Annotated in this window: 6 protein-coding genes, 2 tRNA genes and 3 rRNA genes; 10 read left to right on the top strand and 1 reads right to left on the bottom strand. The window is 58.5% G+C overall.

Features of this window, described 5'->3' with window-relative positions; all coding sequences use genetic code 11:
• Window positions 1-105 precede the first annotated feature (105 nt).
• Window positions 106-840: a DUF3120 domain-containing protein gene (locus CB0101_RS11115; protein ID WP_246833751.1), complete on the bottom strand. Its 735-nt coding sequence runs from the start codon at window positions 838-840 to the stop codon at window positions 106-108.
• Window positions 841-948: 108 nt separating this feature from the next.
• Between CB0101_RS11115 and CB0101_RS11120 the strand changes: the two genes are divergently transcribed.
• The 10 genes from CB0101_RS11120 (at window position 949) to rrf (ending at window position 13,319) form a co-directional block, all read left to right on the top strand.
• Window positions 949-1,815 (top strand): undecaprenyl-diphosphate phosphatase, encoded by an 867-nt coding sequence (locus tag CB0101_RS11120; RefSeq protein WP_010311478.1) that lies wholly within the window; start codon window positions 949-951, stop codon window positions 1,813-1,815.
• A 41-nt stretch (window positions 1,816-1,856) separates the two neighbouring features.
• Complete coding sequence (locus CB0101_RS11125) at window positions 1,857-3,236, top strand: TIGR03279 family radical SAM protein (protein ID WP_010311475.1); 1,380 nt, start codon at window positions 1,857-1,859, stop codon at window positions 3,234-3,236.
• 47 nt (window positions 3,237-3,283) lie between these two features.
• Window positions 3,284-4,969, top strand: coding sequence for a TolC family protein (locus CB0101_RS11130; protein ID WP_043718123.1), 1,686 nt, complete (start codon window positions 3,284-3,286; stop codon window positions 4,967-4,969).
• A 71-nt stretch (window positions 4,970-5,040) separates the two neighbouring features.
• Window positions 5,041-6,396 (top strand): BCD family MFS transporter, encoded by a 1,356-nt coding sequence (locus CB0101_RS11135; RefSeq protein WP_010311464.1) that lies wholly within the window; start codon window positions 5,041-5,043, stop codon window positions 6,394-6,396.
• On the top strand, window positions 6,393-7,202 hold the full coding sequence (locus CB0101_RS11140) for an inositol monophosphatase family protein (protein ID WP_010311461.1): 810 nt from the start codon (window positions 6,393-6,395) through the stop codon (window positions 7,200-7,202). Before CB0101_RS11135 ends, CB0101_RS11140 begins: the two co-directional genes overlap by 4 nt.
• Window positions 7,203-7,836: 634 nt before the next feature.
• A 16S ribosomal RNA gene (locus CB0101_RS11145) occupies window positions 7,837-9,321 on the top strand.
• Between the two features lie 193 nt (window positions 9,322-9,514).
• Window positions 9,515-9,588, top strand: a tRNA-Ile gene (locus tag CB0101_RS11150).
• Between the two features lie 26 nt (window positions 9,589-9,614).
• Window positions 9,615-9,687: transfer RNA gene (locus CB0101_RS11155), tRNA-Ala, on the top strand.
• 477 nt (window positions 9,688-10,164) lie between these two features.
• Window positions 10,165-13,039: ribosomal RNA gene (locus CB0101_RS11160) — 23S ribosomal RNA — on the top strand.
• Between the two features lie 163 nt (window positions 13,040-13,202).
• A 5S ribosomal RNA gene (gene rrf, locus CB0101_RS11165) occupies window positions 13,203-13,319 on the top strand.
• Together the 16S, 23S and 5S rRNA genes with 2 tRNA genes alongside form the textbook arrangement of a ribosomal RNA operon.
• Window positions 13,320-13,574: the final 255 nt, after the last annotated feature.

The following is a 13,574-nucleotide window of genomic DNA, read 5'->3' on the forward strand; positions in this document are numbered from 1 at the left end:
AAGTCTCCGTCTGAACGGGAATCACAGGGGCTGCCAAGCAGCGTTGCAAAGCTACAGGTGAGACGCCTGCCCTTTGAAGCGCGGCGAGCAGGCTTTTGCAGTTCTTCAGATCAGGCCGCTGAGCTGTGGTGCCCAGAGGGCGGCGGCCAGAAACAGTCCATCCACGGCCAGGGTGGTGGCGATGGCGGAGGCGGCCAGTCGCCAGGCGGGATCTGGATGCTGCCAAAAGCGTCGGCATAGGCCAAGCAGCAGGGTTCCGGCCAGCAGCGTGACGGCCAGCGGCATGGGCTGCATCACCTCCAGGGCGGCAGCCTGCAGTTGGAGCGGAGCCTGATGGGTGGGGGCAAGAAGCACTTCGGTCCAGTGACGCATCACCCCAGTGATGGCCATGACTCCATCGGTGCAAGCGGTGCCCAGCAGAGAGGCCAGATAGAAGCTGGCGGCCAGGCGCCAGCGCGTGTTCAGCCCTCCGAGGGCCAAGGGCAAGGCAAAGGCTTCGATCGGTAGGTGCCAGAGCGGATGCAGGCGGCACCAGCCCCAGAAGAGGCAGCCCCCCAGCCAGCTGCCGCTGAATCCCACCAAGAGGGTGCCGGCTCGGCTCAGGTTGGGATTGGCGTGGTCCGCCAGCACCAGGCCAGCCAGCAGAAGGGGAGCGGTGAACAGGGCGGCGCTGAAAGGGGCCAAACGCACCCACGGAGCCTGCAGGAACACCGGCAGGGCCACCAGCAGAGCTCCTGCCAGGCTGATTCCGAGCCCAACGCCACCCGTGGCGCGGCTGGATGCCACACGGGTGCTGGGGGGCATCGCGGCCACCGTGAGGTTGGGCGGTACCCCGATCACCACTGTGTGAAGAAAGTTGTGCAACCTTAGGGGACGCCTCTGGTGTTCCCGCTGCTGGTCAGAGCTGGCTTGGCGCCATAGGGTCGCCTTATTACTGCTTCTCCTGCGGTGTTCGCTGCCATCCCCCCGACCGATCAGCTCGGGGTGCTTCAAGCCTGCTGGCGCTTTTTCGTCTTGGGCGTGGTGCAGGGGCTCACGGAATTCCTGCCGATCAGCAGCACCGCCCACTTGAAGGTGGTGCCCGTGCTGTTGGGCTGGGGAGATCCAGGCGTGGCGGTGACCGCCGTGATCCAGCTCGGCAGCATCCTGGCGGTGGTGGGCTTCTTTCGCGACGACCTGCGCCAGGTGTTGATGGGCGTTGGTCAAGGCTTGCGCCAGCGCCGCTGGGACGATCCCCAGGCCAGGCTCGGCTTGGCGATCGCCCTCGGCACGATCCCGATCCTCGTGGCGGGCCTGGCGATCAAGCTCTGGGTGCCCAATTTTGACCAGTCGCCCCTGCGCAGCCTTACCTCGATTGCGCTGGTGTCGATCGTGATGGCCCTGCTGCTGGCCCTGGCAGAGCGCATCGGTTGCCGCCGCCGCTTGCTGGAGCAGGTGGCCGTTCGCGATGGCGTGTGGGTGGGCCTGGCTCAGGCCCTGGCGTTGATTCCGGGTGTGTCCCGCTCCGGTAGCACCCTCACCGCGGCGCTGTTGGATGGCTGGAAGCGCCCCGATGCCGCCCGCTTTTCGTTTTTGTTGGGCATTCCAGCGATCACCCTGGCTGGCCTGGTGGAGCTCAAAGATGCTTTCAGCCAGCCCATTGCTGGCGGCGTGCTGCCCCTGATGGTGGGCATCGCCACCTCAGCGGTGGTGTCGTGGCTGGCGATTGCCTGGTTGCTGCGCTTCCTGCAGCACCACAGCACCTGGTGGTTTGTGGGTTACCGGCTCTTCTTCGGCGTTGGCCTGCTGCTCTGGGTTGGTCGCCTGGCGGGCTGAGCGCCCACACTGGGTGCAGCAAGCACAAACGGGCAGCGCCTGTGTGGAAGGAACCCTCGGCCGGTGTTCCCCTGGTGGATGCCGAACAGATGCGGCTGCCCCAGCCGGCGTTGGTGGATGCGGTAGAGCCGGAATCCATCGGGGATGAGCTGGGCATTCAGCCCGGTGATCGGTTGCTGAGCGTGAACGGCGTACGCCCGCGCGATTTGATTGATCTGCAGTTTCTGGTCTGTGCTGAGGACCTCACCCTGGAGGTGCAGGACCCCGACGGCACGGTGCACGTGGTGGAGCTGGAGAAGGATGCCGACGAGGGATTGGGGTTGGCCTTCAGCGAGGCCCTCTTCGATGGCCTCAGGCAGTGCAACAACCATTGCCCGTTCTGCTTCATCGATCAGCAGCCCCCCGGCCACCGCCGCAGCCTCTATCTCAAAGACGACGACTACCGCCTGAGCTTTCTCTACGGCTCCTATCTCACCCTCACCAACCTCACCGCCAGCGATTGGCAGCGCATTGAAGAGCAACGTCTCTCGCCGTTGTTTGTCTCGGTGCATGCCACCGAGCCTGAGCTGCGCTCGCGCCTGCTGGTGAATCCCAGGGCTGCTCTGCTGATGGAGCAATTGGCTTGGTTCCAGGAACGGGAGTTGCAGATCCACGCCCAGGTGGTGGTGTGCCCCGGGCTCAACGATGGCGCAGCCCTGGAGCGCACCCTCACCGATCTAGCGAGCTTCGCCGCTGGTGAGTGGCCAGCGGTGCTGTCTGCGGCGGTGGTGCCCGTGGGCCTCACCCGCTACCGGCCCGAAGGTGATGGGCTGGTGCCGGTGGATCGCGCCTGCGCGCAGCGGGTGATCGCCCAGGTGGAGCCCATGCAGCAGCGCTTTCAAGCGGAGCTGGGTAGCCGCTTCGCCTGGCTCTCCGATGAGTGGTATCTGATGGCGGGTTATCCCCTGCCGCCGCGCGACAACTACGAAGACCTGCCCCAGGAGGGCAACGGGGTGGGCAGTATTCGTGCCTTCCTCGAGGCCATGGATGAGGCCACGGCCTCCTTGCCAGCCGCGTTGCCTCAGCCCAGGCGGGTGAGCTGGGTGGTGGGGCTGCTGGTGGCCGAAGCGCTCCAGCCAGCCGTGGATCGGCTCAATGCGGTCCAGGGGCTGGAGCTGCTGCTCCATGGTTTGCCGAGCCCCTACTGGGGGCAAGACCAGGTGGTCACCGGCCTGCTCACGGGTTCCGATCTCCTGGAGGGGCTTGCGGGCCGCGATCTCGGTCAGGAACTGCTGCTTCCTGCTGTGATGCTGCGGCAAGGGGAGCCGGTGTTTCTCGACGACCAACGCCTCGAGGCCGTTGCAGCCCAGTTGCCAGTGCCGGTGCAACTGGTGGGAGGGGCAGCTGAGATCGTGGCCCGTTGCCTGGGCATCGCCACCTGAACTGACTAAGCTCGCCGGGACGACTTTTATCTGGGCAGAGTTTTTCGGTGACGCGACCCTTCAAGACCTGGCTTGCTGCAGCTGGCTCCGGTCTGCTGGCACTCTCCGGCACCGGCTTTGCTCAAGAGCAGCCCACGGCCAGTGTTCAGGAGCCGCTTCCCCTAGCACCGCAGGTGAAGGGCACCAGGCCGAAATCCGATGCCAGCGTGCTGGCTCCTGCCGCCACCAAGCTCGATCCGAGCCTGCAGAACCTCGCGGCTCCCGCCACGCTGGCTCTGCCCAACAAGCCAGAGCAGGTGCGCATTGCTGAATTGCGCCCGCTCTCGCTGAAGGATGTTGAGAATCTTGCTGAGGTTAATAACCCAAATCTGAAGGCTATTGCAAGTCAGGTGGATCAGGCTCAGAGCGAGTTGCGTACGCAGATTTCTGCTTGGTATCCAAGCTTAAAGCTGAACGCTAATAATCTTCCTGTTTATACCGGTGGAAATTACAGGATCACGCGGCCTTCAGTCGATCCTTCTTCGGGTGGGTTCGTTCGCAGCCCTGCTGAATATGGCTACACGAGTCGCTGGAATATGGACGCTAACTTGCAGGCTTCGTGGAGTCTGATCGATCCTAAGCGCGTTCCCGATATTGCTGCCGCCCGAGACAAGTTTGAGCAAGCGAAGAATCAATATCTGATTGCGCTCCGAGACCTGCGTCTCCAAGCTGCTCAGTCCTATTTTCAGCTTCAGTTCGCTGACGAGAACGTAAGAATTGGTCAAGATGCCGTTCGAGCTTCACTCGTAAGCCTCCGAGATGCGCGTGCCCGTTTTCAGGCAGGTGTGGCAACAAAACTTGAGGTGCTTGAAGCGGAAACTCAGCTGGCGCGCGATCAGCAAACCCTTACCGATGCTCTTGCCAGCCAATCAATCGCCCGTCGCGATCTTGCCCGACTACTTGACCTTCCTCAGAACGTAAGTCCAACTGCCACACAGCCACTTCGTCCACTTGGTGTTTGGACGCCGTCGCTCCAGGAAAGCGTGATCGCCGCATACGCCTTCCGTGAAGAGCTTGATAACGCCCTCTTAGAGGTCTCAGTTGCTAACAGTCAGGCCAATAGTTCTATCGCTGATGTCCAGCCCTTCCTCACCATCTTTAATAACCTCAGGGGTTCCCGTTACGATGGTGTTGACCGTATATTTGTTGATCAGCCTGGCACGAGCGGCTGGGATCTTGAAAACACAATTGGTTTGCAGGCCAGTGTAACACTTTTCGATGGTGGCGCTGCGCGCGCTCAATACCGCAAGGCTAAGCAAAGAGCCCAAGAAAACAGCTTCCGCTTCGCAAGTACTCGCGACCAGCTCCGTTTCGACGTTGAGGAGAGTTTTTACCAGCTCCGCCAGTCCAATCGCAACATCCAAACAACATCGCGCGAAGTGATCTCAGCTCGCGAGTCGCTTCGGTTGGCGCGCTTGCGCTTTCAAGCTGGTGTAAGCACGCAGCGTGAAGTAGTGGATAACCAGCGAGATCTCACCCGAGCAGAGATTAATTACTCAAGGTCTTTGGCCTCCTATAATAATAGCCTGGCCGAGCTCCGTCGCCGCACTGGTCTCGATCAAGTGGCCGTGTGTCAACCCGCCAGCCTTGGCTCCCAGAAGCCTGTGCTTGACGACATGGAGAACATTCCAGTGCCTCCCGAGCCTCTGCAGCCCGCTTGCCAGATTCCTGTGCCGGCTCTGCCGAGCTCCTAACGCTGCCGCTCAAACCGTCCTAACGTCAGCAGTCAGCTGAACCCTGACAGCTGTCTCTTCCTCTTCCCCGATTGCTGCGGCTCGGCCTGTTTCAAGGCTGTGTCGGCTGCCTGGCCGTGATTTTTGTGGGGTTGCTCAACCGGGTGATGCTCACGGAGCTAGGCTTTCCCGGCCTTTTAGTAGGCGGGGCCCTGGCGTTTGAGCAGTTGGTGGCACCGTCGCGCATCCTGTTTGGCCAGGTGTCCGATGCCCATCCACTCATCGGCAGGCACCGCACGCCCTACATCTGGATAGGAGCGGCGCTGTTTTGCACCCTGGCGGTGCTGCTGATCCCGCTGATCTTTCGGTTGCACACGGCCCTTGAAGCCGGAGCAGCCTGGGGCATTGGCCTTGGCGTTGCGGCGCTCTGCGGGCTCACCGCCTGCTACGGCCTGGCCGTGTCGCTGGCCACCACGCCCTATCTCGCCCTGGTGATCGACAGCACCACCGAGGAGGAACGGCCTCGCGCGGTGGGGTTGATCTGGTGTCTGCTCACCGTGGGCATCGTGGTGGGCGCGATCGCCAGCTCGATCTGCCTGAAAGGCCTCGATGGCGTTACCGATCCATCTCTGTTGGAGTCGGCCCTGTTCAGCTTCATGACCCGGGTGAGTCTGGTGGTGTTTGGCCTCACGCTCGTGGCCACTTGGGGTATCGAAGTGCCGGGGCGCCGTCAGCAGCTCAGTCGCGCCGAAGATCGCGACGATGCCATCACCCTTGGTCTGGCCTGGCGCTTGATCACCTCCAGCCGCCAGGTGCTGGTGTTTTTCTGCTTCCTGCTGGCCTTCACCCTGGCGGTGTTTCTGCAGGACCCGATCCTGGAGAGCTACGGAGCTGAGGTGTTTGGCTTGCCGATTGCAGCTACGGCGTCCCTCAGTGCTGTGTGGGGGATCGGCACGCTCGTGGGTTTGCTGCTGGCGGGTCTCTGGCTGGTGCCCCGTCTCGGGAAGTTTGCCTGTGCTCGCCTGGGGTGTCAGCTGATTTTGGCTTCGTTGCTGCTGCTCACACTGGTGGGTTTCAGCGCAGAGCCCCAGCTACTCAAGCTGGTGCTTTTTCTGTTTGGTCTAGCCACAGGCATTGGTACCAATGCCACGCTGGTGTTGATGCTTGATCTCACCCTGCCGGAAGTGGCTGGCACCTTTGTGGGGGTGTGGGGTTTGGCGCAGGCCTATTCCCGCGCGGCCGGAAAGGTGCTCGGGGGCGGGCTGCTGGATCTCGCCCGCTCGTTCAGTCCTGCTGATCAGGCGTTTCCCGCCTATGCCGCTGTGTTTGTTGTTGAGGCGGCGATCGCTGTTTTTGCGCTGGTGCTGTTGAGCCGCGTGAATCTGCGTCAGTTCCGCGACGACACCGTCCGCAGCCTTGATCGCGTTCTTGCCATGGAGCTCGGATGACCGATTCGCCCATTCGCATGCCGGAGGGTCTCGACGCTCTGGGCCTGTTGTTGGATCGAGTGGCTGAGCGTCAGCGCCAGGATTTTGGCCAGCTCGATTCCGAAGCCAAACCCGATGGCAGCTTGATCACCGCCTGTGACCGTTGGAGTGATGCGGCCCTGGTGGAGGGCCTGGCTCAGCTCTATCCCGGTGAAGGCGTGCTGAGTGAGGAGGGCAGCCAATGCGTTCCCAGCAGCGAGGCCTACTGGGTGGTGGATCCGCTGGATGGCACCACCAACTTCGCCGCCGGCATTCCCTATTGGGCGATCTCGCTGGCGCGGTTCGAGCGGGGTGTGCCTGTTCTCGCCGTGCTCGACGTTCCATCGCTCCGCCAACGCATCGTGGCGATCCGAGGGGGTGGTGCCTGGCGCAAGCACATGAAATTGAATCCCCCGGCTGCCCGGAATCAGGTGGCCGGCTGTGCGTCCCTCTGCAGCCGATCGATCGGCGTGTTGCAGAAGCTGCCCAACCAGCGTTTCCCCGGAAAAATCCGCTTGCTGGGCGTGGCCAGCCTGAATCTGGTGAGCGTGGGCATGGGCCAGACCATCTCAGCGTTGGAGGCCACTCCGAAGATCTGGGATCTGGCGGCAGCCTGGCTGGTCTTGCAGGAGCTCCACTGCCCGATGCGTTGGTTGGTGCGTGATCCAGCTGCGCTGCAGGCAGGCGAAGACCTCTCGCAGGCCAACTTCCCAGTACTGGCGGCCCGTGATGACGCCACGCTGGCCAGGTTCAAGCCTTGGGCTGACGCGCTGGTGTCGTCGACTTGACAGGGCGGCGGTAGCCGGTGTTATGGTTTTGGACTGCGCGGGAGCCGAGAGGCGAACGTCGCAGGAACCGAAAACGCCGAGAGATCGGTGTTGTAGGTTCATCAAGCGGCTGAGAGGCCGCTTGGAACCGAGAGCCGAGCAGTCGGTGATGTAGGTTCAACAAGCGGTCGAGAGGCCGCTGATCCGAGAGCGAAGCCGAGCCGCGAGGCAGGTTTTGTTTTCTGGAGCACCTGGACAACTGAAACGTTTAGGAACTGACGCTTTCACTGCGTCAGCCGCCTGCAGGATCCACTCGAGAGGGTATTGAGGCTGTGGGAGGTTGGCCGCAAAGAGCAGTGAAGGTGTGAGGTCCCGTCAAAAATTTTAAGTTGCAGAAGCCTGCTGCTTTACACGATCGATGACTCTCACGGTTGTTGAATGTGTCGGTGTGCAGGAGGTGGAGCAACGACCGGATCTGAGATCCTGGAAAGTCGAGACGAAAGAAATTTTGTTTTGCACTCTTTGAACGCTTCTGTCAGAGGGAGTGGCTCCAACTGTGAGATCTGCGCCAGTGGATCGAGCGGGTGATGAGCAATTCAAGTTGAGATGAGCCGAAGCAGCTTGCTGATGAGGTGAAGTCAACAGGACTTGAACTACAACGGAGAGTTTGATCCTGGCTCAGGATGAACGCTGGCGGCGTGCTTAACACATGCAAGTCGAACGAACCTTCGGGTTAGTGGCGGACGGGTGAGTAACGCGTGAGAATCTGCCCTCAGGAGGGGGATAACGGCTGGAAACGGCCGCTAATACCCCATATGCCGCGAGGTGAAATGAATTTCGCCTGAGGATGAGCTCGCGTCTGATTAGCTAGTTGGTGGGGTAAGAGCCTACCAAGGCATCGATCAGTAGCTGGTCTGAGAGGATGATCAGCCACACTGGGACTGAGACACGGCCCAGACTCCTACGGGAGGCAGCAGTGGGGAATTTTCCGCAATGGGCGAAAGCCTGACGGAGCAACGCCGCGTGAGGGATGAAGGCCTCTGGGCTGTAAACCTCTTTTATCAAGGAAGAAGATCTGACGGTACTTGATGAATAAGCCACGGCTAATTCCGTGCCAGCAGCCGCGGTAATACGGGAGTGGCAAGCGTTATCCGGAATTATTGGGCGTAAAGCGTCCGCAGGCGGTCTTGTAAGTCTGTTGTTAAAGCGTGGAGCTTAACTCCATTTCAGCAATGGAAACTGTAAGACTAGAGTGTGGTAGGGGCAGAGGGAATTCCCGGTGTAGCGGTGAAATGCGTAGATATCGGGAAGAACACCAGTGGCGAAGGCGCTCTGCTGGGCCATAACTGACGCTCATGGACGAAAGCCAGGGGAGCGAAAGGGATTAGATACCCCTGTAGTCCTGGCCGTAAACGATGAACACTAGGTGTCGGGGGAATCGACCCCCTCGGTGTCGTAGCCAACGCGTTAAGTGTTCCGCCTGGGGAGTACGCACGCAAGTGTGAAACTCAAAGGAATTGACGGGGGCCCGCACAAGCGGTGGAGTATGTGGTTTAATTCGATGCAACGCGAAGAACCTTACCAGGGTTTGACATCCTGCGAATCTTTTGGAAACAGAAGAGTGCCTTCGGGAACGCAGTGACAGGTGGTGCATGGCTGTCGTCAGCTCGTGTCGTGAGATGTTGGGTTAAGTCCCGCAACGAGCGCAACCCACGTCGTTAGTTGCCAGCATTTAGTTGGGCACTCTAGCGAGACCGCCGGTGATAAACCGGAGGAAGGTGTGGATGACGTCAAGTCATCATGCCCCTTACATCCTGGGCTACACACGTACTACAATGCTACGGACAAAGGGCAGCAAACTCGCGAGAGCTAGCAAATCCCATAAACCGTGGCTCAGTTCAGATCGTAGGCTGCAACTCGCCTACGTGAAGGAGGAATCGCTAGTAATCGCAGGTCAGCATACTGCGGTGAATACGTTCCCGGGCCTTGTACACACCGCCCGTCACACCATGGAAGTTGGCCACGCCCGAAGCCGTTACTCCAACCCTTGTGGAGGAGGATGTCGAAGGTGGGGCTGATGACTGGGGTGAAGTCGTAACAAGGTAGCCGTACCGGAAGGTGCGGCTGGATCACCTCCTAACAGGGAGACAACAACTGATCGTGATGTCTGAGTACTTTATTCTCAGGCCATGATCCTGTCATCTCGAAGGTCGATCGGTACCTCAACTTCAAGGTTGGGATGAATGGGATACCTCGGTAAGTCATTCATGCTCAAGTCTTGATTTTTAGTTCCTAAACGTTGTCTAGGTCACCCCATAGAGGGTTCACTTCCTGGGCCATTAGCTCAGGTGGTTAGAGCGCACCCCTGATAAGGGTGAGGTCCCTGGTTCAAGTCCAGGATGGCCCATGCCAAGGTCCAGCGATGGATCAATTGGGGGTTTAGCTCAGTTGGTAGAGCGCCTGCTTTGCAAGCAGGATGTCAGCGGTTCGAGTCCGCTAACCTCCACTAACATCTGAACTCCTGAAGCAGGAAGCAATTCTTGTGAGGTGAGGTAGACGTTGTTCGCTGATCAAGAGCACTCGAGAGATCGAGTGGAGTTCAGCCTCAGATCATTCCCCAGTCTTTGATCCAAGGATCAAGGTTGAGATGGTTGATCTGATGCTGGATTCAGCGAAGGAGCCTCGCGAGGGGCTTTTTCAATGAGATTCAGCAGAACCTTGACAACTGCATAGGTGAGTCTGGAAAGACAAAGCATCTCATAGAGGCGAGATGACARAAGCTGCAAAGCTGATGTTATGTCGTGATTCTATTTTTGAGAGCCGAGACCTTCTAGCGTTCTTCCAACGGCKCCGAGCCGACGGGAGTCTGATCCTTATTTGCGGCAGAGCCGCTTGCAGATTGGGAGACCGATCAATAGCGAAGCTGCTTGCCAAATTCGAGAGAATAGGCCTCAACAGCCTGAAGCGTTAGGAGGATTAATTTGGTCAAGCTACAAAGGGCTCACGGTGGATACCTTGGCACACAGAGGCGATGAAGGACGTGTTTACCTGCGATAAGTCTCGGGGAGCTGGAAAAACGCTTTGATCCGGGAATTTCCGAATGGGGCAACCCCTAGAACGGCCGCCTGAATCCATAGGGCGGTGCGAGCCAACCCAGCGAACTGAAACATCTTAGTAGCTGGAGGAAAGGAAAGTAAAAACGACTCCCTCAGTAGCGGCGAGCGAACGGGGAAGAGCCTAAACCGATGGTTTCGACCATCGGGGTTGTGGGACAGCAACGTGTATCAGGGAGATTAGAAGAAGCGTTTGAATGGCGCACCACAGAGGGTGAAAGTCCCGTATTCGAAAATTGAACTGAGCTAGCTGTATCCCGAGTAGCACGGAGCACGTGAAATTCCGTGTGAATCCGCGAGGACCACCTCGTAAGGCTAAGTACTCCTGTGTGACCGATAGCGCAACAGTACCGCGAGGGAAAGGTGAAAAGAACCCCGGGAGGGGAGTGAAATAGAACATGAAACCGTGAGCTTACAAGCAATGGGAGCCCGACTGATCGGGTGACCGTGTGCCTGTTGAAGAATGAGCCGGCGACTTATAGGCACTGGCAGGTTAAACCGGGAATGGTGGAGCCATAGCGAAAGCGAGTCTGAATAGGGCGATTGTCAGTGTTTATAGACCCGAACCCGGGTGATCTAACCATGGCCAGGATGAAGCTTGGGTGATACCAAGTGGAGGTCCGAACCGACTGATGTTGAAAAATCAGCGGATGAGCTGTGGTTAGGGGTGAAATGCCAATCGAACCCGGAGCTAGCTGGTTCTCCCCGAAATACGTTGAGGCGTAGCGTCTAGTGCTCCAGCAGGGGGTAAAGCCACTGTTTCGGTGCGGGCTGCGAGAGCGGTACCAAATCGAGACAAACTCTGAATACCCTGTGTGTAACTAGGCAGTCAGACTGTGGGGGATAAGCTCCATGGTCGAAAGGGAAACAGCCCAGACCGCCAGCTAAGGTCCCCAAATCAACGCTAAGTGATAAAGGAGGTGGGATTGCCCAGACAACCAGGAGGTTTGCCTAGAAGCAGCCATCCTCAAAGGAGTGCGTAATAGCTCACTGGTCGAGCGATCCTGCGCCGAAAATGAACGGGGCTAAGCGTTGTACCGAAGCTGCGGATTAAACTTGTTTAATGGTAGGGGAGCGTTCCATGTGGGGTGAAGCGTTAGCGTAAGCGGGCGTGGACTGCATGGAAGTGAGAATGTCGGCTTGAGTAGCGAAAAAATGGGTGAGAATCCCATTCCCCGAAACCCTAAGGGTTCCTCCGGCAGGCTCGTCCGCGGAGGGTTAGTCAGGACCTAAGGCGAGGCCGAAAGGCGTAGTCGATGGACAACAGGTCAACATTCCTGTACTGATCATGTTTTGGGAAGGGGGACGGAGAAGGCTAGCCAATCCGGATGTTGGTTACCGGTCCAAGCGTTCGAGGCGTTGAGAGCTGGCGAAAACAGCTTGAGCTGAGGCGTGAGTGCGAGCTTCTACGGAAGCGAAGTTGGTGACGTCAAGCTTCCAAGAAAAGCCCTATACCCGTTAAGGCATGATTACCTGTACCCGAAACCGACACAGGTGGGGTGGTAGAGAATACCGAGGGGCGCGAGGTAACTCTCTCTAAGGAACTCGGCAAAATGACCCCGTAACTTCGGGAGAAGGGGTGCCAGCGCGAGCTGGTCGCAGTGAATAGGCCCAGGCGACTGTTTACCAAAAACACAGGTCTCCGCTAAGTCGCAAGACGATGTATGGGGGCTGACGCCTGCCCAGTGCCGGAAGGTTAAAGAAGTTGGTCAGCGCAAGCGAAGCTAACGACTGAAGCCCCGGTGAACGGCGGCCGTAACTATAACGGTCCTAAGGTAGCGAAATTCCTTGTCGGGTAAGTTCCGACCCGCACGAAAGGCGTAACGATCTGGGCGCTGTCTCGGAGAGAGGCTCGGCGAAATAGAATTGTCTGTGAAGATGCGGACTACGTGCACCCGGACAGAAAGACCCTATGAAGCTTTACTGTAGCTTGGTATTGTGCTCGGGCTCGCAATGCGCAGGATAGGTGGGAGGCTTTGATCCATTGCTTGTGGGTGATGGTGAGCCACTGGTGAGATACCACTCTTTGCGAGCTAGGGTTCTAACGGTCACCCGTTATCCGGGGACCGGACAGTATCTGGTGGGCAGTTTGACTGGGGCGGTCGCCTCCTAAAAGGTAACGGAGGCGCGCAAAGGTTCCCTCAGGCTGGTTGGAAATCAGCCGACGAGTGTAAAGGCAGAAGGGAGCTTGACTGTGAGACCTACAAGTCGAACAGGTACGAAAGTAGGCCTTAGTGATCCGACGGTTCTGCGTGGAAGGGCCGTCGCTCAACGGATAAAAGTTACTCTAGGGATAACAGGCTGATCTCCCCCAAGAGTTCACATCGACGGGGAGGTTTGGCACCTCGATGTCGGCTCATCGCAACCTGGGGCTGAAGTCGGTCCCAAGGGTTGGGCTGTTCGCCCATTAAAGCGGTACGCGAGCTGGGTTCAGAACGTCGTGAGACAGTTCGGTCCATATCCGGTGCATGCGCAGGAATATTGAGAGGATTTCTCCCTAGTACGAGAGGACCGGGAGGAACGCACCTCTGGTGTACCAGTTATCGTGCCAACGGTAAACGCTGGGTAGCCATGTGCGGAGTGGATAACCGCTGAAAGCATCTAAGTGGGAAGCCCACCTCAAGATGAGTATTCCCATGGCTTAAGCCAGTAAGGTCACGGGCAGAACACCCGTTGATAGGCTCTATGTGGAAGCGCAGTAATGCGTGAAGCAGAGGAGTACTAATAGACCGAGGGCTTGACCAAACCTCAGCTCTCAAACCTTGAAAAAGGCGAGATCTTTGTCTTCTAGAGCGGACCTCCAACACCTGCGTCAGCAGGCAGACGGACTGGTCTGTAACCTATGCAGTTCTCAGGGTTCACCTGAGAGCGAAGAATGCTTTGAAAGCTTGTCACCCAAGTTTTCTATCCTGGTGTCCATGGCGCATTGGAACCACTCCGATCCATCTCGAACTCGGCTGTGAAACGATGCAGCGCCGACGATATTTGGGGGGTAGCCCCCTGAGAAAATAGGTCGATGCCAGGTAAAACACTCTTTGCTCTAGCCATCTCACGTTCTAGTTGCTGCTGTTGATCAGCCGATTGGAGCGATGAGACAGAGAAGCCACCCGACAGGGTGGCTTTTTTGTTGGCTGCGGGGAGGTGAGGCTGTAGCGCAATTGCTAAAGACCATCCACGCAGTACTGAATCAGTCAGATACCCCAAAGGCAGAAGACCAGCAGGCTGGATGGATGGGAATCCTCCTCACCTGCTGGGATCTCGGCGGATTCAGCAAACAGCT

Source organism: Synechococcus sp. CB0101, from assembly GCF_000179235.2.
GTDB lineage: Bacteria > Cyanobacteriota > Cyanobacteriia > PCC-6307 > Cyanobiaceae > Vulcanococcus.

What these genes read in the sequence shown, in the direction of transcription:
- CB0101_RS11140 (WP_010311461.1), top strand. Translation starts at nt 6,393, where the DNA reads ATGACCGATTCGCCCATTCGCATGCCGGAGGGTCTCGACGCTCTGGGC.